Origin of the sequence: Nonomuraea mangrovi, from assembly GCF_042681425.1 — a bacterium.
Taxonomy (GTDB): domain Bacteria; phylum Actinomycetota; class Actinomycetes; order Streptosporangiales; family Streptosporangiaceae; genus Nonomuraea; species Nonomuraea mangrovi.
Map to the genome: position 1 here is coordinate 121,103 of NZ_JBHUFV010000079.1, position 21,120 is coordinate 142,222.

Consider the following 21,120-nt stretch of genomic DNA (forward strand, 5'->3'; position numbering starts at 1 on the left):
TCCTGTCGAGGGGGACGAGCAGCTCATGCCTCGGCCAGCTCGGTGCGCCAGCTGCGCTTGGCCGTCCAGCCGAGCAGCCGCTCCGCCTTCGCCGAGGTGAAGGCCGGTGCATTACCGGTCAGGGCGGGGGCGGCGGCCGCGGTGGTGGGGACGACCTCGGGCAGGAGTTCGGCCAGCGGCGCGCGGGCCAGCGCGTCGGCCGCTCCGGCGAAGAACACCTCGCCGCTCGGGATGACGGACAGCCGATCGAGCAGGGCGGCGACGAGGTCGGAGGCGTCCCTGGCGTCGATGTAGTTGAAGAGCGAGACCCCTGCCAGCTCCGGTCTGTCCAGGCGCTCGGCCATCGTGTGGCCCTGCTGTGTGGGGGCGCCCTCCCATTCCTCGGGCGCGACGACGTAGCACGGTCGCACGGCCGCGAACCTGGTGGCGGACGCGCGCGCGAAGGTGGTCATCACCTGCTCGGCCACCTGCTTGGACAGGCTGTAGGCGTTCCACGGCTCGGTCGGGTGCTCCTCGTCGATGGGCAGGTAGCGCGGCGTCCAGGCGGGCGTGCCGTACCCGATCACGGTGGGGCTGCTGGCGACCACGACGCCGCCGACGCCCGTGGCGGCGGCCGCCTCGCACACGTTGAAGGCGAGCTGCGTGTTCGTGCGGAACGTGACTCCTTCCGTCCTGCTGAAGGGGGTGGCGATGGCGGCCAGGTGGACCACGTTGTCCGGCCTGAACCGGGTCATCACCTCGTAGGCCTCGCCCAGGTCGGCCAGGTCCGCGGGCATGGTGGCCGCGGCATGAGCGGGAGTGCCCGCCACGGTGTCGATCCCGATCACCTCGTGGCCCGCCTGCGACAGCGCGGTGACGACGCTGCGGCCGAGCCGTCCGGCGCTGCCCGTCACCAGTGTTCGTGTCATCGGACTTCATCACTCCTGAGCGCTCGAGCTTAGCAACCGGTTGCACTGGAGTATTGGGGCATGACACTGACCAGTCAAGCGTTCGTGACCACCCGCCCGAGCAGCAATAACGCGCCGCTGCTGCGGCGAGCGGTCAGGGACAGGGCTGGTTGACAGTGATACAACCGATTGCAGTAGAGTGCGGGCGAGTGGTCGGAGGAGGCCGGGTGTGACGGTGACGATCCGGGACGTCGCGCGGGCGTCGGGAGTGCACGTGTCGACGGTGTCGCGCACCTTCTCCGCGCCCCATCTGGTGAACGCCGAGACGCGCACGAGAGTGCTCGCGGTGGCCGACGACCTCGGCTACCGGCCCAACAGGGCGGCCAGGGCGCTGACCACGGGCAAGACCCACAATCTCGGGCTGATCGTGGCCGACATCGCCAACCCCTTCTTCTCGTCGCTGATCAAGGCGGCGCAGGCGCAGGCGAGGCTGCGCGACTACCACGTGTTCGTCGCCGACACCGACGAGGACCCGCAGGTGGAGGAGGAGCTGATCCAGGCCTTCGCCAAGCAGGTCGACGGCGTGCTGCTCTGCAGCCCCCGCCTGACCAACAAGACGATCGAGCGGCTCGGCGAGGAGGTGCCGCTCGTGGTCGTCAACCGCAGGGTGAAGGGCATGCCGACCGTGCTGATGGACGTCGGCAGGGGTGCGGGGCTGGCCCTCGAGCACCTGGTCGCGCTCGGGCACCGCAGGATCGCGCTGGTCACGGGTCCGAGCGGGTCGTGGACGAGCAAGGAGATGCAGACCGCCGCCGCGACGAGCGAGGCGGACGTGGTCTTCCTCGGCCCCAACCCGCCGACCGCGCTGGGCGGGCTGTCGGCGGTGACGGACGTGCTCGCCTCAGGTGCGACCGGCGTGCTGGCCTACAACGACCTGGTCGCCATCGGGCTGATGGAGGGGCTGGCCGAGCGCGGCACCGAGGTGCCGCGCGACCTGAGCGTGATCGGCGTGGACGACATCGTGACGGGCAGGTTGGGAAGTCCCAGGCTGACCACGATCGCGATGCCGACGGCCGCCGCCGGGCGTATGGCCGTCGACCTGCTGCTGCACTCCGTCGACGCCGAAGGCGCGCCGGGGGTGACGACGTTGGAGACCAGCCTGGTCGTCCGCGAATCGACAGGAGAGGCACGCAGGTGAGCATCGAGCGTCACGAACTGTCCACCGAGGGGCTGCGTGCGGCCGTCCTGACCTACGGCGCGGCCCTGCAATCGCTGGAGGTGGACGGCGTGAACGTGGTCCTCGGCCTCGAGGACCCCGAGGACTACCGCACGCGCAGCCGCTACTTCGGCGCCGTCGTCGGCAGGTACGGCAACCGCATCGCGGGCGGCCGCTTCACCCTCGACGGCACCACCCATCAGCTGCCGGTCAACAACGGCGGCAACAGCCTCCACGGCGGCGTGGACGGCTTCGACAAGCGGCTCTGGCAGGTGACCTCGGCCTCGGGTTCGGCCGTCACGCTCGAACTGGTCAGCCCCGACGGCGACCAGGGCTACCCGGGGACGCTGACCGCCTCGGTCACCTACACCCTCGCCGACCGGGCGCTACGCCTCGACTACCGGGCCACCACCGACGCGCCGACCGTGCTCAACCTGACCAATCACACCTACTTCAACCTCGCGGGCGGCGGCGACGTGCTGGGGCACGTGCTGCAGATGGACGCCGAGCACTACCTCCCCGTGGACGACGGGAAGATCCCGACGGGTGAGACGGCACCCGTGAAGGGCACCGGCTTCGACTTCACCGAGCCCCGCCCGATCGCCGGCTGGGAGGACCACTGCTTCGTCCTCGACGGCGGGATCAGGGTCGTCGAGCCGGTCAGCGGGCGGGTCATGGAGGTCTCCACCACCGAGCCGGGCGTCCAGTTCTACGCGGGCGGGATGCTCGACGGGGTGGCCACGCCGTACGGCAGGCACGCGGGTTTCTGCCTGGAGACGCAGCACTTCCCCGACTCGCCCAACCAGGCGCACTTCCCCTCCACGGTGCTGCGGCCCGGCGAGACCTTCACCTCGACGACGGTCTACCGCTTCCCCGCCTGACGCTCCTCGCGGCGGCCGGTCCGCCTCCCAGCCCGAGGCAGCTCGCGGTGGTCGTCCGCCGGCCTGTCTGAGGAGGCTCGCGGTGGTCGTCCGCCGGCCTGTCTGAGGAGGCTCGCGGCGGCCGGTCCTGGGCCCGTCCGGTAGGGAGGGGCCCGGCCGGCGTGATCCTCGTGCGTCGCGCAGTGAACCGCCCTCGCGGCGTCCGATCGGCCGAGACGGCTGCAATCTAGACATTGGGGACATCGGCGAGCCTCCGCGCCATCGCCGTGGTCTCCGACGTACCTTTGGCATCATGGCCACCCGTACGCCGAAAGGCGCATCGAAGGGGCCGGCGAAGCGACCGACCTCGTCACGCTCGACTCCGGCCAAGCGGACGACAGCCCAGTCATCCTCGCGACCCAAGGCGAAGACGTCGGCGTCGGCCCGCAGACCCCCCGCCACTCACCAGGACCCGATCAGCTGGGTCTTCACCATGATCGGCAAGCTGATCGTCGGCCTGTGGATGCTGGTGGCCAACGGCATAGGCAGCGCCGCCAGGGCCCTGGGCAACCAGGCGCGCGAGCTCGACCCCGTCCACCGGCGCGACGGGGCGGGCCTGGCGGTGCTGGCGGGCGCGATCGTGCTGGCCGCCATGACGTGGCGGCAGTCGAAGGGCACGGTCTCCGAGTTCGTCAGCGCCGTCATGCACGGCGTCTTCGGCTCGCTCGCGTGGGCGATCCCGCTGTTGCTCGGCCTGCTGGCGTGGCGCTTCCTGCGCCACCCCGACCAGAACGCCGACACGGGGCGCATGGTGATCGGCTGGAGCGCGCTGCTGACCGGCGTGCTCGGCGTCATCCACGTGGTCAACGACGTGCCCTATCCGGCCGGCGACACCACGGACGGCATGGACAAGGTGTCGGCCGCGGGCGGCATGGTCGGCTTCATCGTCTCCGCGCCGCCCGCCAGCATCCTGCCCGCGTGGGTGACGATCCCCCTGTTGCTGCTCCTGTCGGGCTTCGGCGTGCTGGTGATCACCGCGACGCCCGTGCACAGGATCCCCGAGCGGCTGGCCGAGCTGCGCCACATGCTGTTCGACAAGAGCGCGCCGCCCAAGCAGGGCGAGACGGGCAAGAAGCGGGTCAGGACGAAGAAGCAGGACCTGCCCGACGGCGCCAAGCCGTACGACACCCCGGTGATCGCGGAGAAGGACAGGCACTCTCCCGAGATCGTCCCCGGCCTGGTCGACGAGGAGCCGCAGGAGGCGCCCGAGCCGCCGCGGCAGCCCACAGCGCCGCCCGAGCCGACCCCCGCGCCGCGCAAGGTCGAGCAGCTCGTACTGTCGCCCCAGGCGGGCCCGTACGTCCTGCCCGACCTGCAGTCGCTCAGCCCGGGCACCGCGCCCAAGCCGCAGACCAAGGCCAACACCACGGTGGTCAACGCGCTGACCAGCGTGCTCGAGCAGTTCGCCATCGACGCGCAGGTGATCGGCTTCACCCGCGGCCCGACGGTCACGCGCTACGAGATCGAGCTCGGCCCCGCCGTGAAGGTGGAGAAGGTCACCGCGCTCGCCAAGAACATCGCCTACGCCGTGAAGTCGGCCGATGTCAGGATCCTGTCGCCCATCCCCGGCAAGTCGGCCATCGGCGTCGAGATCCCCAACGCCGACAAGGATCTGGTCGCGCTCGGCGACGTGCTGCGCGCCCAGGTCGCCCAGGCCGACCACCACCCGATGATCGTCGGTCTCGGCAAGGACGTCGAGGGCCGCACGATCGTCGCGAACCTGGCCAAGATGCCGCACCTGCTCATCGCGGGCGCCACCGGCGCGGGCAAGTCCGTCTGCGTCAACGGCCTGATCACCTCGATCCTCATGCGCGCCACCCCCGACGAGGTCCGCATGGTCCTCGTCGACCCCAAGCGCGTGGAACTGTCGGTCTACGAGGGCATCCCCCACCTGATCACGCCGATCATCACCAACCCCAAGAAGGCCGCCGAGGCCCTCGAATGGGTGGTGGGCGAGATGGACCGCCGCTACGACGACCTGGCCGCCAGCGGCTTCAGGCACGTCGACGAGTTCAACAAGGCCGTCAGGGCGGGCAAGTTGGTGCCGCCGCCCGGCAGCGAGCGCGTCTACCAGCCCTACCCCTACCTGCTGGTGATCGTCGACGAGCTCGCCGACCTCATGATGGTCGCCCCCCGCGACGTCGAGGACTCCATCGTCCGTATCACCCAGCTGGCCCGCGCCGCGGGCATCCACCTCGTGATCGCCACGCAGCGGCCCTCCGTCGACGTCGTCACCGGGCTCATCAAGGCCAACGTCCCCTCCCGCCTGGCCTTCGCGGTGTCCTCGCTCACCGACTCGCGGGTCATCCTCGACCAGCCCGGCGCCGACAAGCTGGTCGGACAGGGTGACGCGCTGTTCCTGCCGATGGGCGCGAGCAAGCCGATCCGCATCCAGAACGCGTTCGTCTCCGAGAAGGAGATCGCCGGGATCGTCGGCCACTGCAAGCAGCAGATGCAGGCCGAGTACCGCGACGACGTGGCCGCCGTCGCGGTCAAGAAGGAGATCGACGAGGAGATCGGCGACGACCTCGACGTGCTGATCCAGGCCGCCGAGCTGATCGTCACCACCCAGTTCGGCTCGACCTCCATGCTCCAGCGCAAGCTCAGGGTCGGCTTCGCCAAGGCGGGCCGTCTGATGGACCTGCTGGAGTCGCGTGGCGTCGTCGGCCCCAGCGAGGGTTCCAAGGCCCGAGAGGTGCTGCTCAAGCCCGATGACCTGCCCGGATTGCTGGCCGACTTGCGGGGAGAGTGACCCCTGCGCACCGTTGCCGACAATAACTGATTGAATAGGAGTAACTACGCAACGTCGGGGCGGGGAGGCGTTCGTCGTGAACGAACAGAGCATTGGGGCCATCCTGGCCGAAGCCAGGCAGATGGCGGGGCTGACGGTCGGCCAGCTGAGCGCGACCACCCGGATTCGCGAGGCACTGCTGTACGCCATCGAGCGGGACGACTTCTCCATGTGCGGGGGTGATTTCTACGCCAGGGGCCACGTCAGGGCGATCGCCAAGGCGGTCGGCGCCGACCCCGAGGCGATGGCGCATCTCTACGACGCACAGCACGGCGGCGTGTCGCAGCCACTCAGGGCGGCGGCCGTCTTCCAGAACTTCAAGGGGCTGAAGCTGCGCGAGCGCAGGGGCCCCAACTGGACGATGGCGCTGGGCGTCGCCCTGGCCATCGTGGTGGTCTTCGGCGTCGTCAGGGTGATGGGCGGCTCAGGCGAGGTGCCCACGGCGGACGTCCAGCCCGCCTCCTCTGTGCCGCGCGTGCCGCCGAACGCGAGCCTGGCGCCGGGGTCGGGGCCTGCCCGCCGTACGGCGGCGCTGTCCACGCAGAAGAAGAACGACATGGTGGTCGTCAAGGTGAAGGCCAAGCGGACCTCTTACCTCAACGTGCGCGACTCGGAGGGGCGCAAGCTCTTCGCGGGCACGCTGAAGGCGGGCAAGACCTCGACGTGGACGGCCAAGAAGACGGTCAACATGACCATGCACGACGCGGGAGCGGTGTCACTCCAGGTCAACGGCAAGGACCTCGGCTCGCCCGGTGCGCGGGGCGAGGTGGTCAGCAGGACCTACGGGGTGTCGGCGGCCCGTCCGCGATGACTAGTGCGGGGGAGGTGCGCCGGTAGTGGCCAAGTGCCGATACCGTAGTGTCCACCATGTCATCCCGCCGAACCGTATCGCTGATCACTCTGGGCTGCGCGCGCAACGAGGTCGACTCCGAGGAGCTCGCCGCGCGACTTGATGCTGCCGGTTGGCAGCTGGGCGACGACGACGCCGATGTCGTCGTCGTCAACACCTGCGGCTTCATCGACTCGGCGAAGAAGGACTCCATCGACACACTGCTGGCCGCGGCCGACTCGGGCGCCAAGGTGGTGGCCGCGGGCTGCATGGCCGAGCGCTACGGCAACGAGCTCGCCGAGGCGCTGCCCGAGGCCAGCGCGGTGATCTCCTTCGACGACTACGCCGAGATCGGTGAGCGCCTCGACGACGTGCTCGCCGGCAGGACGCTCAAGCCGCACACGCCGCGCGACCGCCGTACGCTGCTGCCGATCTCGCCTGTGGAGCGCTCCGCGGCCAAGGCGAGCATCCCCGGCCACGGCGACCTGCCGGCCGGCCTCGCGCCCGCCAGCGGCCCCCGCGTGCTGCGCAAGCGCCTCGACGAGAGCCCCGTCGCCTCGCTGAAGCTGGCCTCCGGCTGCGACCGCCGCTGCTCGTTCTGCGCCATCCCCGCCTTCCGCGGCGCCTATGTCTCGCGGGCCCCTGAGGAGCTGCTGGCCGAGGCCGACTGGCTGGCCCACCGCGGCGTGCGCGAGCTGGTCCTGGTGAGCGAGAACTCCACCTCCTACGGCAAGGACCTGGGCGACCTGCGCGCGCTGGAGAAGCTGCTGCCGCAGCTGGCCGCGGTCGAGGGCGTCGAGCGGGTGCGGGTCAGCTACCTGCAGCCCGCCGAGCTGCGCCCGGGGCTGCTCGACGTCATCGCGGCGACCGAGGGCGTCGCCCCCTACTTCGACCTGTCCTTCCAGCACGCCAGCGGCACCGTCCTGCGCAGGATGCGCCGCTTCGGCGACCCCGAGCGCTTCCTCGGCCTGCTGGAGCAGATCAGGGCCAAGGCTCCCGAGGCGGGCGTGCGCTCCAACTTCATCGTCGGCTTCCCCGGCGAGACCGACGAGGAGTTCGGCGAGCTCGTGGGCTTCCTCGAGGAGGCCAGGCTCGACGTCGTCGGCGTGTTCGGCTACTCCGACGAGGACGGCACCGAGGCGGCGACGTTCGAGTCGAAGGTCGAGCAGGAGGTCGTCGACGAGCGGGTGCGCATCCTCACCGAGCTGGCCGAGGAGCTGACCTCGCAGCGCGCGGAGGAGCGCATCGGCACCGAGGTCGACGTGCTGATCGACGAGGACCTGGGCGACGGCGGGTATGAGGGCAGGGCGGCCCACCAGGGCCCTGAGGTCGACGGGTCCGTCACGGTTCAGGGCATCGGTCTGGTCCCGGGACAAATCGTCAGGGCGATCGTGGTCGACGCCGAGGGGGTCGATCTGATCGCTCGCATCAAGGCCGGTCCATGACCCGGGACGAGCGTCGGGTGGTGAGCCCGTGGAACATCGCCAACGTCCTCACGGTGCTCAGGTTGGCGCTCGTCCCCTTCTTCGTCGTCTGCCTCTTCCTGCCAGGCACGGGCTGGAGATACGCGGCCCTGGGAGTGTTCGGGGTGGCTTCGATCACCGACCATCTCGACGGGGAGCTGGCCAGGCGCTACCACCTGATCACCGACTTCGGGAAGATCGCCGACCCGATCGCCGACAAGGCGCTCACGGGGGCGGCACTGGTGAGCCTGTCGGTCCTGAACGAGCTGCCCTGGTGGGTCACGGTCGTCATCCTCGGCCGTGAGGTCGGCATCACGCTGCTGCGCTTCATCGTGATCAGGCACGGCGTCATACCGGCCAGCTACGGCGGCAAGGTCAAGACCGTGCTGCAGATCGCGGCGATCGTGCTCTACCTCTTTCCCGGCGTGCCCGACGTGATCCGCTGGGTGGTCATGGGGGCCGCGCTGGTCGTGACGGTCGTCACGGGCGTCGACTACGTCATCCGCGCGATCAGGCTGAGGCAGGTGGCCAAGCGGGCCAGGGCGGAGTGAGCTGATGCGGACCGACGTGCCGGGCGCCGCCGGGGTGATCGACCTGCTGGTCCGGCAGGGCGCGACGCTCGCGGTGGCGGAGTCGCTCACCGGCGGGCTGCTCGGCGCGACCTTCACCGCGGTGGGCGGGTCGTCGGCGGCCTTCAGGGGAGGCGTGATCTCCTACGCCACCGACCTGAAGCGGGACCTGCTGGCCGTACCTGGGGAGCTGCTCGAACGGGAGGGCGCGGTGCACCCCGAGGTGGCCGCGGCCATGGCGCGCGGGGTCGCCCGGCTCTGCGGCGCCACGTACGGCCTGGCGGTCACCGGAGTGGCCGGACCCGACCCGCAGGACGGAAAGGCCGTCGGGACCGTCCACGTGGCGCTGAGCGGCCCTGAGGGGAGAATCTGGCACCGGGATCTGGTGCGGGGCGGCTCGCGTGGGCGCATCAGGCAGAGAACCGTGGACGAGGCCGTAGATCTCCTTGCAGGTGTGCTTGAGACGAACATGGGGGAACATTCCGGGTGATTACCGTGTTACGTCCCCAGCGAACATGCGAACCACGGTCTGACGCGGTGTCGGTGGATACAGGTACGGTGGAGCTGTGAGTGAGGTCCGTGAGCCATCTGCAAGCCCCGCGAGCCAGGCTGGCGGGCCCAACGATCCGCGCAGGCGCCCGATGATGACGGCGAGGAGTATGTACGAAGCGAAGAGAAAGAACGGGCGGCACGATCCGATCGCGCATGGCACGGTGAAGAAGACCACCGCGCCGGGGAGGGAGCGACAGATGATTCTGCTGCGTCAGCTTCTTGGAGACGTTCTGAGGCGGCTGAGGGTGCGGCAGGGACGCACCCTGCGTGAGGTGTCGACGCTGGCGCGCGTGTCTCTGGGCTACCTGTCCGAGGTGGAGCGTGGTCAGAAGGAGGCTTCGTCCGAACTGCTGGCCTCGATCTGCGGCGCACTGGGCGTGCCGCTTTCGCAGGTGTTGCGTGAGGTTTCCGACCAGTTCGCGCTGGCGGAGCTCCAGGCCGCTCCTGTGCTGGCGGATGTGCCGGAGCGAGAGCGCCTGCCGCTGTCCGAGACGGTTCCCGGGTCGATAGGCGACTCGGTCTTCCCCGAAGTCAAGGACATGGTGGCCGCCTGACGGCTGGGCTCAGCCCGGTTGGCAGCGGTCGCACCACAGGATCAGCCGTTCCTGTGGCTGTGCCCCCATCTCCCCGCGTCTGATGCGAGATCCGCATCGGCGGCAGGGTCTCCCAGCCCTGCCATAAACCCACGTCTCGAAGCCACGACGGCGGTCACCCGTGGTAATGGTGCTCGCGTGATCCTTGTTCGCCTCCAGCAACCGCCGGGCGAGCGAGACCAGGCCGTCGAGATCGGCTACGGCGCCGACGGGGCGCCAGGGTGACACCCCCCTGAGAAAGAGTGTCTCCGCGCGGTAGATCGTGCCGATCCCCGCGAGATTGCGCTGGTCGAGCAGCGCCTCCCCGATCGTCGTGTCCGGATTCCCGCGCAGCCTGGCGACCGCCTCGTCCTGATCCCAGTCCTGGCCGAGCAGGTCGGGCCCGAGGTGGCCGATCACACGGTCCTCGTGCTCGGTTCTGAGCAGGTCCACCATCCCGAGTCTGACGCCCACCGCCTGCCATTCGGCGTTGGCCAGCACGAGCCGCACCTTGTCGCCCTGCGGGAGCCGGCGCCCCTCGGGCATGACGACCCAGCTCCCCTCCATCCGCAGGTGCGTGTGCACGGTCAGGCCGCCCTCGACCCTGGTCAGCAGGTGCTTGCCGTACGACTCGGTGCGTGTGACCGCGCGGCCGGTCAGGTCGGCGGTGGCGTGGCGCGGCACCCGGAAGTCGGACCTGGTCAGCACGCGGCCGTCGAGTGCGTGGCGCAGGCGCTCGGCCGTCCGGTAGACGGCATCACCCTCGGGCATGGGCGCTCACCCCCGGCCGGCCGCCCGCGGCCGGCCCCTCGATCTCGCGGATCAGCCTGGCGACGGCCAGGTGGTCGACGATCGCGTCGGGCAAATCGGAACGCCGCTGAGGGTCCGCGGTCCTCGCCATGCCGTTCCTCCCGAGCTTGTCGCGCTCGCCCTGTTCCGGTGGGCGGGACGTCAGTCCCAGGCGGCGGGGTCGGCGGCCAGCGACCGCACGCTCTCAGGCAACGCGCCGGTCGCCACATGATCCAGCGTGACCTCCTCGAGGATGGCCCGCTCGGTCGCCCGCAGGGCGATCCAGACCTGCTGGAGCGACTCGGCCGGCCCCCGGTAGCCGACGTGCTCGGGGCGCTCGCCCCGCACGTTGGCCAGCGGGCCGTCGACCGCGCGGATCACGTCGGCAAGAGAGATCTCCGCCGCGGGTCTTGCCAGCACGTAGCCGCCCTCGGGTCCGCGCTGGCCGCGGACGAGCCCGGCACGGCGCATCTGCAGCAGGATGTTCTCCAGGTACTTGGGCGGCATGTCCTGCTCTTTGGCGAGTTCGCCCACGGTGGTCGGGCCCGCCCCTGCTGCGGCGAGTTCAGCGGCGGCACGGAGGGCGTAGTCGACACGAGCGGAAAGGCGCATGTTGTCGATTATCCCTCCTGGTCAACACTGGTTATGCGCATGGTCACCTTCACGGGCAGATGATCCGAGTACGGCAGGCGCGGTACCTCGGCCGATTCCGCCGCCAATCCCGCGGTGAGCAGCACGTGGTCGATCCTGTCGACGGGCGCTTCGGCGGGTGAGGTGGCGGGATCACCCAGCGCGGCCAGCGGATCGGACAGTCCAGCCGACTCCAGCACGCGCATCTCGGGGTCGCCCGGCCTGGTGTTGAGGTCGCCTGCCAGGACGACGGGCCGCCGCGCTCCGGCCTTCGCGTCGCCTCCCGTGCTCATGGGGCCCGCGGCATTCGGCCCCGCCTCGCCGGCGCTCAGTCCCGAGGCCAGGTTCCGCACCAGCGCCGCCACCTCGGGAGCCTGCCCGGGAGGCGACTGCAGATGGGTGTTGACGATGCCGACCTCCCTGCCGCCCACCTCGATCACGGCCGCCTGCGCCTGGGCGAGCGTCGGGTAGCCGTGCCTGCCGAGCGGGTGCGAGGCCAGCTGCTTCACCGGCAGGTTCGTCAGCAGCGCGTCGCCCCACACCCGGTCGGCCGCGGGCGCGAAGTAGGCCCGCATGCCCAGGCCGCGCGCGATCCTGTCGAGGTCGTCGTGCCCCCCGTTGAGCAGCCAGCCCCTGTCGACCTCGCTGAGCAGCACCACGTCCGGTCGCTCGCCCGCCGCCCACGCGGCGATCTCGTCCAGCGACAGCCGCCCGTCCAGCCCGAAGCCCATCCTGATGTTGTAGGCGACGAGCGTGAACGAGGCGTCCCGCTTCTCCCGTACGGGAGGCGAGACCCGCCACCACGGCGCGAGAGCGAGCCCCGCGATCACGACCGCCGCCACGAGCGGACGCCACGAGAGGCTCACGGGCTCCTTCACCGTCGCTCCCGCCCCTGCCGCGGCGGCCGCCGCCAGCGCGACGAGGACCACCACGACGGAGTTGGGGAAGCCGAGGTCCATGTCGTAGGCCGCGTAGTAGCCGAACACGCCCACCAGGAACACCAGCCCGCCGCCGAGCAGCCCCGCGCCGGGACGCGTTGCCGCGCGTTCATGGCGGACCGCCGCCGCGAGCAGGCCGCCGACGCCCACGGGAACGAGCGCGCCCTGGCCGGTGGTGAGCATCACGGTGGTGCCGCCGCACAGCAGGGCCGCGTAGACGAACACCGACCAGGGGAAGGCAGGAGGCCACAGCATGAGCGCGAGGCCGAGGGCGAAGGCGGCCAGCCACAGCGGCCGGTCGTGCCACGCGGCCGTGGACAGGCCGGCGCTCATGCCGACGAGCAGCAGCGAGGGGCCGAGCAGGAACCAGGCGGTGCCCGGCGCGAGGTCGCCGGACGGCGGGGGCGCCTGCCGTACCAGGGCGAGGAAGGCGGCGCACAGCGTGAGGACGGCCGACCATGCGAGAAGGCCGTCACGCCAGACCAGGTCCACGTCGTCGAGCAGCAGATGGACGGTGATCGCGAGCGCCAGGCCTGCCGCGATGCCGGTGGGGACGGCGGCGCGGGGCAGCGTGCGGGCGCAGCCGTACAGGAAGAACAGGCCCGCGCTGACGCCGGCCGAGGCGAGCGCGAGCTGCGGCGTGCCGCCGTCGAAGGCCTGCAGGCCCAGCCGGGCCGCCACCAGGACGGCCGCGCCGCCGAGCAGCGACCAGCGGGGCCGCAGCAGCGGAGCAAGGCACGGCAGGACGAACCAGGCGGCGGCGTACAGGCCCATGAGCTCGGCGGGCGTCTCGCCCGCGCGGCCGAACAGGGTGATCAGCGAAGGGAGGAAGACGCGCAGCACCTCACACAGGAGCGCGAGGCCTAAGGCGAGCAGGACCATGAGCCATCCTCACGTCATGCGAGCCGTCAGACAAGGGGGCTAAGCTTTGAACGTGGAGCGACGTCCTGGTGTGCCCAGGTTGCTGAGGGAGATCAACGACCGGGCCGCATTGGAGTTGCTGCTCGCGACAGGGCCCATGACCCGCGGCCAGATCGGCGATCACACCGGCCTGTCGAAGGTGACCGCCTCCCAGACTCTCGCGAGGCTGGAGGAGCGTGGCCTGGTCGAGGTGGTCGGCGAGCAGGCGGGAGGGCGCGGTCCCAACGCGGCCCTCTACTCCGTGGTCGCCTCCAGCGCCTACGTCGCGGGCCTCGACGTCGGGCCCGAGTTCGTCTCCACCGCGATCGCCGACATCCACGGCCGCACGATCGCCGAGGTCACGGTCGCGCCCAACGGCAGCGACGACCCCGTCTCCGTCGTCCACAGCGCCGTGGTCAAGGCCTGCCGCAGCGGCAAGGTCAGCCTGGCCAAGCTGCGCGGCGTCGTGATCGGCACGCCGGGCGTGGTCGACCCGCGCAGCGGCGACGTGCGCTTCTCCTTCGACCTGCCGGGCTGGCACGAAGGTATCCACGAGGCGCTGGCGGGCGACCTCAAGCGCGAGGTCACGATCGAGAACGACGTCAATCTCGCCGCTCTGGCCGAGCGCGCCACGGGCGCGGCCAAGGGCGTCGACGACTTCGTGCTGCTGTGGGCGGGCCGCGGCCTCGGCCTCGCGGTGATGCTCGGCGGCAAGCTCCACAGGGGCAGGTCGGGCAGCGCGGGCGAGATCGGCTACCTGCCTGTGCCAGGCGTGCCGCTCGCCGAGGACATCAGGGCCGTTCCGGGGAGGCTGCCGTCCCTGGCCGGCGGTCTGCAGTCGCTCGTCAGCGCGGTCGCGGTGCAGGAGCTCGCCCAGAGTTACGGCTTCGACGGCGTCGCCGAGGCGGTCGCCGCAGGCGAGCCGGGCGCGCCGCTGCTCGACGAGATCGCCCACCGGCTCGCGCTCGGCGTGGCGTCGGTGTGCGTGGTGCTCGACCCCGGGCTCGTCGTGCTCGGCGGAGACGTAGGGAAGGCGGGCGGCTCGGCGCTCACCACGCGGGTGGAGGAGGCCGTGGCCAGGATCTGCCCGATCAGGCCCGAGGTCGTCACCAGCTCCGTGGAGGACAACCCCGTGCTCCGCGGCGCCGTCCTCGCGGCCCTCGACCAGGCCCGCGAGGAGATCTTCGCGTCCTGATCAGGCGGTCAGCAGCTCGACGGCAGCCTGCGCGTTCGCCCTCGCCGCGCCGTACGTCGCGATGTAGGCGGCGCTGTCGGGCCGCCAGATCGGCAGGCCCATCTCGATCACGGTGGCGTCCGGGCGGGCGCTCACCAGCGCGGTCACCAGGTCCCTGCTGTCGGTGTAGCGGTGGGCGTCCTTCACCACCACGACGAGCGAGCGGCCGTGGGCCCTGCGCAGCAGGGTGTCGGGATCGGCGTCGGCGGGCTTGAGCCGTACCGTCTCCGCCCTGGGCAGGTCGAGGCCCCACGGCACGTCGCCGACCGCGATGGTGGGCGGGGTGTCGATCTCGATCACCAGCGGGTCGCGCAGCGGGTTGGTCGAGCCGGTGACGCTGACCGCCCTGCGGGCGGCGTCCAGGCCGATGCCCTTCTCGACGGCGGTGGCCGTGTCCGAGCCGAACCAGGCGCGCAGCCCGGCCACGCGGGCGGCGGCCTCCTCCAGCCGCGACAGCGGGACGCGTCCGTCGTCCACCGCGGCGACGATCTCCGCGATGATCTGCCGGACGTCGTCGTAGGTCGGCACGGGGCCGAGGCACAGCAGATCGGAGCCCGCCGCCAGGGTCCGTACCGCGCCGCCGGCCAGGCCCACGCTCTCGGTGATCGCGTGCATGTCGAGCGCGTCGGTGATGACGACGCCCTCGTAGCCGAGCTCACCCCTGAGGAGCTCGGTCAGCGCCGCGGCCGACAGGGTCGCGGGCTGGTCCCCGGTGATCACGGGGACCGCGACGTGCGCGGTCATGACCGACTTCGCGCCCGCCTTGATCGCGGCGTGGAAGGGCACGAGCTCGCGCTCGCGCAGGACGTCCAGCGAGACGTCGACGACCGGAACGGCCAGGTGGGAGTCGACCCTCGTGGCGCCGTGGCCGGGGAAGTGCTTGACGCAGGCGGCGACGTTCACCGACTGCAGGCCGCGGACGGCGGCGACGGTGTGCCTGGCGACCAGCGCGGTGTCGTTGCCGAACGAGCGGGTGCCGATCACCGGGTTGTCGTCGGCCGTGTTGACGTCGGCGTCCGGCGCCATGTCGAGGTTCACGCCGCAGGCGGCCAGCTCCGAACCGATCGCCTGGTAGACGCGGTGGGTCAGTTCCACGTCGTCCACGGCGCCGAGAGCGGCGTTGCCCGGGTAGGGGCTGCCCACGTGGTAGGCCAGGCGGGTGACGTCGCCGCCCTCCTCGTCCAGCGAGATGACGGGCTCGCCCGCGCCCTTCAACGTCGTGGTGAGGTCGCTCAGCTGGGCGGGGTCGGCCACGTTGAAGCCGAAGAGCGTGACGCCGCCCAGGCCGGCCTCCAGCTCGCGAAGGACCCAGTCCGGGGCGGTCGTGCCCCTGAAGGCGACGAGCAGTGTGCCGGCCGCGAGACGGCGCAGCCCCCGATCACTCTGGCTCATCTGAAAACTCCCCTTTGTGGCGGTCGTACCCCTCTGCGGCCGGCCCATCTCGTTGTGGAGGGAAACCGGGCCCGCGGGGGCGAGTGTGCGGTGGTCTGTGGGCAGGGGAGTCGGTACGGCCCGCACGCCCGCTGTCCGGGGCGCGAGCCGTACCCCCTGCTGGTGGGCAGGGTCAGGTACGGCCGCCGCGGAGGGTGTGCGACAGCCGTACGAGCACCTTGGGTGTGTCGGTCAGCCCTTCACGGCGCCGGCCACCAGGCCGGAGACCATGCGGCGCTGTACCAGAAGGAAGAAGATGACGACGGGGATCGTCATCAGCGTCGACCCGGCCATGATCGCGCCCCAGTCGACGCCCTTCTGTCCGAAGAAGAACTGGAGGGCGACGGGCATGGTGTAGCCCTCGGAGCCCGACATCAGGTAGAGCGCGAAGACCAGGTCGTTCCACGCGGTGATGAACGAGAAGATGCTCGTCGCCACCAGGCCGGGCGCGACCAGGGGGAACAGGACCTTCCAGAAGGTCGTGAACCGGCTCGCGCCGTCGATCCACGCCGCCTCTTCGAGGGTCTTGGGCACCGCGGCCACGAAGGTCCGCAGCATCCAGATGCCGAAGGGCAGGGTGAGGGCCACCTGCGTGACGATCAGGCCGAGGAGCTGGTCGCCGAGGCCGACGCGCTTGACCATCATGTACAGCGGGATCAGCAGGCCCTCGGAGGGGAGCATCTGCACGATCAGCAGCACGATGAGGAACGGCGCGCGGCCCCTGAACCTGAACCTCGCGATGGCCGTGGCCGACAGCAGCGCGAACGTCGAGCCGATCAGCACCGTGCCGAGCGCGACGATCGCGCTGTTGCGCATGTAGAGCCAGATCGAGTTGTTGGCCACGCCCTCGGTGAGCACCCGCGCGAAGTGGTCGAAGGTGAAGTGCGTGGGGAAGAGGATGAAGTCCGTGGTGAAGATCTGGTCGTTGGCCTTGAAGCCGGTCGAGACCATCCAGTAGACGGGGAAGGTCGCGTAGAGGAAGACCAGGACCCCTGCCCCGTTGAGGAGGATCTTGCCGAGCCTCTTACGGGCGATCGGAGTCATGACATTTCCTCCTGCTTCACGATTTGCCGGACGTACACCACCGTGATGATCAGCAGGATGATCGTCAGGATCACGGAGATGGCGGCGCCGCTGCCGAGCTTCTGCGGCGGCTTGAACGCCTCCGCCACCGAGTACATCGACAGGTTGAACGCCTCACGGTTGGTCGGGCCGTTCATCAGCACGTAGAGCTGGCTGAAGACCTTGAAGTCCCAGATGATCGACAGGATCGTCAGGACGGCGAAAACCGGCTTCAACAGCGGCAGGGTGATCTTCCTGAATGTCCGCCACGGGCCCGAGCCGTCCACCTTGGCCGCCTCGTAGAGCTCGGCGGGAATGCCCTTCAGGCCGGCGAGCACCGAGACCGCGATGAACGGGAAGCCGGCCCACACCACGCAGAAGACCAGCACCACATAGAGGGTGAACGCGTCGTTCAGCCACGGCTCGCCCGTCCAGTCGGCCCTGCCGAACAGGAGGCTGGACAGGCCGTCGGGCAGCAGGTTCAGTGCCCAGTTGATGATGCCCGCGTCCGCGTCGAACAGCCAGCGCCAGATCACGCCCTGCGCGACGGGCGGCACGGCCCAGGCGAACATGCAGCCGATGACGACGAACAGCGACATCTTCTTGCCCAGCTTGTTCAGCAGCACCCCGACGGCGGTTCCCACGATCAGGGTGAGGCTCACCGCCACGACCGCGAAGATGACCGTGTTGCGGAGCGCCGACCAGAAGATCTCGTTGTCGAGGACTCTCTGGAAGTTGTCCCAGCCGACCCACTCCGCCGGCCTGGTGCCTCTGACCTGGGCCAGTCCGACCTTCTGGAAGGCCATGACGGTCAGCTGGACCATGGGGTAGAGCAGGAGTCCAGCGATCACCAGCAGTCCGGGCACGAGCAGGACGTACGGGACCGCCCATGCGGGGAGCCCGCTGGCCCGGGTGGGGCGGGCGGAGCTCTTGCGGCGCCGCCCCGGGGCGGGGGTGTTCCCCCCGCCCCGGGCGATCGTAGACGTGTTCGTCATTACTACTGGTTCAGGATCTCTTCGAGTTCCTTGTTGGCGTCACCGAGGGCCGTCGTGGCGTCCTTCTTGCCCTCGATGACCGCCCTGGCCGCGTTCTGGAGCACGGCCTTGGTCTCGTTGGCCTCGGTCCAGTTCGGGTCGGCGGGGAAGGCCTTGGCCTTGGCGAACGCGCGGGCGAACGGGCCCTGGGCCGGGTCCTCGTTCAGCGCGGCCAGCGTGTCGGGGTAGATCGGCAGCAGGCCGCCCTCCTTGGCGTACCGGTCCGCCCAGGTCTTGCTGGTGGCCAGCTTGATGTACTCCTTGCCCAGGTCAGCCTGCTGCGTGCTGCCCCAGAGCGCGATGTCGTTGCCGCCGAAGAACGAGGGGGCCTCGCCGCCCGTCTTGGCAGGCAGCGGGAAGAAGGCGAGCTTGTCGCCCTTCAGCTTGCCCTTGCTGTCCTCTTCGATGCCGGGCAGGTCCCAACCGGCGGTCAGGTACATGCCGACCTTGTCGTTGGCGAAGCGCTTGCGGATGTCCACCGTGTTCTGGGTGAGGCGGGACTTACCGGACAGGCCGTCCTTCACCAGGCCGGTGTAGGTCTCGAACCCCTTGGCGAAGGCCGGGTCGGTCAGCTTGCCGACCCACTTGTCGCCCTCCTTGACGGCGTACTCGCCGCCCTCGGACCAGGCGAACGCGCCGAGCAGGTGGTTGGCGTCGGAGCCGCCGTTGAAGGCGAAGCCGTCGACGTCCGCGCCCTTCTCCTTCTGGATCTTCTTGGCCGCGGTCACGAGCTCGTCCCAGGACTTGGGAACCTCGATCTTGAGCTCCTTGAACCAGTCGGCGCGGTAGAGGACCGCACGCGCGCCCGCGCCCCACGGCACGCCGTAGACCTCGTTGTCGATGGTCTCGAGGCCGAACAGGTTCTTCGGGATGGCCGCCTGGTCGCCCGCCTGCGCGATGTCGGTCACCGGGGTCAGGGCGTCCTGGCTCTGCCACAGCGGCACCTGGTCGTTGCCGATCTCGGTGACATCGGGGCCGCCCGTGCCGGTGGCGGCGGCGGCGAACTTGTCGTTCACCGTCGGCCACGGGATCCACTCGAGCTTCACGTCGGCGCCGGTCTGCTTCTTGAACTCGGCGTTCAGCTCTTCCATGTACTTGGCGGCGGCGGGGTTGCTGTCGCCAAGGCGCCAGACGCTGAGGGTCTTGCCCGCGTACTTGGGCCCGGCCTCGGAGGCGGCGGCGGAGCCGGAAGCGGCGGGCGCGGCGGTCTGTGCGGGCTCGCTCGAGCCACAGGCTGCCAGGCCCAGTGCGAGTGCGGCGGTGGTCGCCGTAGCGGCCGTGATCTTCGCGATCTTCACTAGGGTTCTCCCTTCCCGGCTAACGCGTCGGGGGTTGCGCTCATTCGATGCCGTAGAGATCACCGAAGCCTTGATCGCCGGCCTCGGTTGACTGCTGCTAAACTAACAAGAAACTTTCTTAAAAAAAACGGGCGTTAGCGGATCGTGACGAGAGGAGGGGCCGCCCATGGCGCGGAACCCGGGAACCCCGCAGTTGTTGCGCAGATTGAACGACCGCACGGCACTGGAGCTCCTTCTGTCCGAAGGGCCGCTTACCCGTGCCGAGCTGGGGGAACGCACCGGGCTCTCCAAGGTGACCGCAGGTCAGCTGTTGTCCCGCCTGGAGGAGAGAGGCCTGGTCGAGGTGGCGGGGCAACGTGCGGGAGGCAGGGGTCCGCACGCCGCCCTCTACACCGTCGTTCCCTCCAGCGCGTACGTCGCCGGCCTCGAGGTGCTGCCCGAGAGCATCACGGTGGGTGTGGCCGACATCACAGGTAAAGTCGTGGTCGAGGTCACAGTCGATCCCTCCGACGGCCGCGACCCGGTCCGAACCGTCCACGACGCCGTCCAGCGGGCCTGCGACTCGGCCATGATCGGCCTCTCCCGGCTGCGCGCCTTCGTCATCGGCACCAGGGGGGTCGTCGACCCGCGCACCGGCGACGTGCGCTTCTCCTACGACCTGCCGTCCTGGCACGTCGGCGTGCTGGCCAGCCTGCGCGAACGGCTCGGCGCCTCCGTCACCATCGAGAACGACGTCAACCTCGTCGCCCTGGCCGAGCACAGGTACGGCATCGCGGCCGGGCACGACGACTTCGCGGTCATCTGGGCCGGCGTCGGGCAAGGACTCGGCGTCATGCTCGGCGGGCGGCTGCACAGGGGCATCACCGGCGGCGCGGGCGAGATCGGCTGGCTGCCCGTGCCAGGCGAGCCGCTGCCCGTCGACGTCTCCCACCCGCAGTCGGGCTCGTTCCAGCGGCTGGTCGGCAAGGAGGCGCTGGAAGGCCTCGCCGAGACGTACGGCATCGCAGGCATGAGCGTCGCCGACCAGGTGCGCACGGCGAGCGCGCAGGGCAACGACGCCTACCTGAAGGAGGTCGCGGCGCGGCTGGCCGTCGGGGTCGCCGCCGTCGCCGTGGTCCTCGACCCCGGGCTCATCGTCCTGAGCGGCGACCTCGGCAGGGCGGGCGGGCAGGCGCTGGCCGAACGGGTGGAGCAGGCCGTGGCCAAGGTGTGCCCGAGCCAGCCGCGCGTCGCGGCGACGGCGGTGGCCGGCAACCCGGTGCTGCGCGGAGCCCTGGTCGCCGCGCTGGAGCAGGCCCGAGAGCAGGTCTTCTCTGACACTGTGTGAGAATTTTCGACTATGCGTGACATCGTGTTGATCTCCGATCCCCGGGTGGCGACCATTCCCGTGCAGGAGTGCGGCGAGCCGCTCGAGGACGTGCGGGGGAGGCTGAGGGTCGACTCGCGTCTGGCGGACGCGGACGGTGCCTACGCGCACCTGCGCGCGGGGTTGCTCGCCAGGCTGGAGAAGGCGTCGCTGCCCTCGGGGTTCGAGCTGCTGATCGTCGAGGGGTACCGGCCGATCGCGACGCAGCGCCGGTACTTCGAGGAGTACCGCGACCAGTTGGTCGCCGACTTCCCCGCCATGTCGGCGGAGGAGGCCTACGCCGCGGCCAGCCGCTACGTCTCGCCGGTGTCCGTCGCCCCGCACACGGCGGGAGCGGCGGTGGACCTGACGTTGTGCTCGCCCGACGGGGAGGAGTACGACATGGGGACGGCGGTCAACGACAACCCCGAGCAGAGCGAAGGGGCCTGCTACACGGGGGCCGCCAACATCTCGCCGCGGGCCCGCGGGCACAGGGAGATCCTGACGGCGGCGCTGGAGGAGGTCGGGCTGGTGAACTACCCGACCGAGTGGTGGCACTGGTCGTACGGCGACCGGTACTGGGCGATGTCGACCGGGGCTCCACACGCCCTCTACGGTCCGACGGACCTGAGCTGATCGCGCCGTCCGAACCCCGGCCCG

20 protein-coding genes are annotated in these 21,120 nt (G+C 70.4%); 11 read left to right on the forward strand and 9 right to left on the reverse strand.

The window, feature by feature from the left end; genetic code table 11:
- Nucleotides 1-23 precede the first annotated feature (23 nt).
- Entirely contained in the window at nt 24-908 is an 885-nt protein-coding gene (locus ACFSKW_RS46910) for an NAD-dependent epimerase/dehydratase family protein (RefSeq protein ID WP_379581109.1), read from the reverse strand.
- A 208-nt stretch (nt 909-1,116) separates the two neighbouring features.
- On the opposite strand from ACFSKW_RS46910, the gene ACFSKW_RS46915 reads away from it, so the two are divergent.
- From ACFSKW_RS46915 to ACFSKW_RS46950, 8 genes are all read left to right on the forward strand, one after another.
- Nucleotides 1,117-2,085, forward strand: coding sequence for a LacI family DNA-binding transcriptional regulator (locus ACFSKW_RS46915; protein ID WP_379581110.1), 969 nt, complete (start codon nt 1,117-1,119; stop codon nt 2,083-2,085).
- On the forward strand, nt 2,082-2,984 hold the full coding sequence (locus ACFSKW_RS46920; protein ID WP_379581111.1) for an aldose epimerase family protein: 903 nt from the start codon (nt 2,082-2,084) through the stop codon (nt 2,982-2,984). Before ACFSKW_RS46915 ends, ACFSKW_RS46920 begins: the two co-directional genes overlap by 4 nt.
- A gap of 292 nt (nt 2,985-3,276) precedes the next feature.
- Nucleotides 3,277-5,775, forward strand: coding sequence for an FtsK/SpoIIIE family DNA translocase (locus tag ACFSKW_RS46925; protein ID WP_379581112.1), 2,499 nt, complete (start codon nt 3,277-3,279; stop codon nt 5,773-5,775).
- A gap of 76 nt (nt 5,776-5,851) precedes the next feature.
- Nucleotides 5,852-6,625, forward strand: coding sequence for a helix-turn-helix domain-containing protein (locus ACFSKW_RS46930; protein ID WP_379581113.1), 774 nt, complete (start codon nt 5,852-5,854; stop codon nt 6,623-6,625).
- 56 nt (nt 6,626-6,681) lie between these two features.
- Nucleotides 6,682-8,088 (forward strand): 30S ribosomal protein S12 methylthiotransferase RimO, encoded by a 1,407-nt coding sequence (gene rimO, locus ACFSKW_RS46935; RefSeq protein WP_379581114.1) that lies wholly within the window; start codon nt 6,682-6,684, stop codon nt 8,086-8,088.
- Nucleotides 8,085-8,657, forward strand: coding sequence for a CDP-diacylglycerol--glycerol-3-phosphate 3-phosphatidyltransferase (gene pgsA / locus ACFSKW_RS46940; protein WP_379581115.1), 573 nt, complete (start codon nt 8,085-8,087; stop codon nt 8,655-8,657). The genes rimO and pgsA overlap by 4 nt, the downstream gene beginning before the upstream one ends.
- A 4-nt stretch (nt 8,658-8,661) precedes the next feature.
- Nucleotides 8,662-9,165 (forward strand): CinA family protein, encoded by a 504-nt coding sequence (locus ACFSKW_RS46945; RefSeq protein WP_379581116.1) that lies wholly within the window; start codon nt 8,662-8,664, stop codon nt 9,163-9,165.
- 259 nt (nt 9,166-9,424) lie between these two features.
- Entirely contained in the window at nt 9,425-9,781 is a 357-nt protein-coding gene (locus ACFSKW_RS46950) for a helix-turn-helix domain-containing protein (RefSeq protein WP_354906842.1), read from the forward strand.
- A gap of 9 nt (nt 9,782-9,790) precedes the next feature.
- Here the strand turns inward: ACFSKW_RS46950 and ACFSKW_RS46955 are convergent, their stop codons facing one another.
- Genes ACFSKW_RS46955 through ACFSKW_RS46970 form a run of 4 tightly spaced genes read right to left on the reverse strand, consistent with a single transcriptional unit; the run spans nt 9,791 to nt 13,038 of the window.
- Nucleotides 9,791-10,570 carry a DNA-formamidopyrimidine glycosylase family protein gene (locus ACFSKW_RS46955; protein WP_379581117.1) on the reverse strand — a complete coding sequence of 260 codons (780 nt, stop codon included), beginning with the start codon at nt 10,568-10,570 and terminating at the stop codon, nt 9,791-9,793.
- Nucleotides 10,557-10,700, reverse strand: coding sequence for a hypothetical protein (locus ACFSKW_RS46960; protein WP_379581118.1), 144 nt, complete (start codon nt 10,698-10,700; stop codon nt 10,557-10,559). The genes ACFSKW_RS46955 and ACFSKW_RS46960 overlap by 14 nt, the downstream gene beginning before the upstream one ends.
- 50 nt (nt 10,701-10,750) lie before the next feature.
- Nucleotides 10,751-11,200 (reverse strand): RrF2 family transcriptional regulator, encoded by a 450-nt coding sequence (locus tag ACFSKW_RS46965; RefSeq protein ID WP_354906673.1) that lies wholly within the window; start codon nt 11,198-11,200, stop codon nt 10,751-10,753.
- 8 nt (nt 11,201-11,208) lie between these two features.
- Nucleotides 11,209-13,038, reverse strand: coding sequence for an endonuclease/exonuclease/phosphatase family protein (locus tag ACFSKW_RS46970; protein ID WP_379581119.1), 1,830 nt, complete (start codon nt 13,036-13,038; stop codon nt 11,209-11,211).
- 52 nt (nt 13,039-13,090) lie between these two features.
- On the opposite strand from ACFSKW_RS46970, the gene ACFSKW_RS46975 reads away from it, so the two are divergent.
- Nucleotides 13,091-14,251 carry an ROK family transcriptional regulator gene (locus ACFSKW_RS46975; RefSeq protein ID WP_379581120.1) on the forward strand — a complete coding sequence of 387 codons (1,161 nt, stop codon included), beginning with the start codon at nt 13,091-13,093 and terminating at the stop codon, nt 14,249-14,251.
- Here the strand turns inward: ACFSKW_RS46975 and ACFSKW_RS46980 are convergent, their stop codons facing one another.
- The 4 genes from ACFSKW_RS46980 to ACFSKW_RS46995 all read right to left on the reverse strand — a co-directional run bounded on the left by ACFSKW_RS46980 (nt 14,252) and on the right by ACFSKW_RS46995 (nt 19,115).
- A complete protein-coding gene (locus ACFSKW_RS46980) occupies nt 14,252-15,682 on the reverse strand; it encodes a glycoside hydrolase family 3 protein (RefSeq protein ID WP_379581121.1) in 1,431 nt (476 codons plus the stop codon).
- Nucleotides 15,683-15,913: 231 nt separating this feature from the next.
- Nucleotides 15,914-16,765 carry a carbohydrate ABC transporter permease gene (locus ACFSKW_RS46985; RefSeq protein ID WP_379581122.1) on the reverse strand — a complete coding sequence of 284 codons (852 nt, stop codon included), beginning with the start codon at nt 16,763-16,765 and terminating at the stop codon, nt 15,914-15,916.
- Nucleotides 16,762-17,778 carry a carbohydrate ABC transporter permease gene (locus ACFSKW_RS46990; RefSeq protein WP_379581123.1) on the reverse strand — a complete coding sequence of 339 codons (1,017 nt, stop codon included), beginning with the start codon at nt 17,776-17,778 and terminating at the stop codon, nt 16,762-16,764. Before ACFSKW_RS46990 ends, ACFSKW_RS46985 begins: the two co-directional genes overlap by 4 nt.
- A 2-nt stretch (nt 17,779-17,780) precedes the next feature.
- Nucleotides 17,781-19,115 carry an extracellular solute-binding protein gene (locus tag ACFSKW_RS46995; RefSeq protein WP_379581124.1) on the reverse strand — a complete coding sequence of 445 codons (1,335 nt, stop codon included), beginning with the start codon at nt 19,113-19,115 and terminating at the stop codon, nt 17,781-17,783.
- A 166-nt stretch (nt 19,116-19,281) separates the two neighbouring features.
- On the opposite strand from ACFSKW_RS46995, the gene ACFSKW_RS47000 reads away from it, so the two are divergent.
- Nucleotides 19,282-20,442, forward strand: coding sequence for an ROK family transcriptional regulator (locus ACFSKW_RS47000; protein WP_379581125.1), 1,161 nt, complete (start codon nt 19,282-19,284; stop codon nt 20,440-20,442).
- A gap of 12 nt (nt 20,443-20,454) precedes the next feature.
- A complete protein-coding gene (locus ACFSKW_RS47005; RefSeq protein ID WP_379581126.1) occupies nt 20,455-21,096 on the forward strand; it encodes a M15 family metallopeptidase in 642 nt (213 codons plus the stop codon).
- The last annotated feature ends 24 nt before the right edge of the window (nt 21,097-21,120 follow it).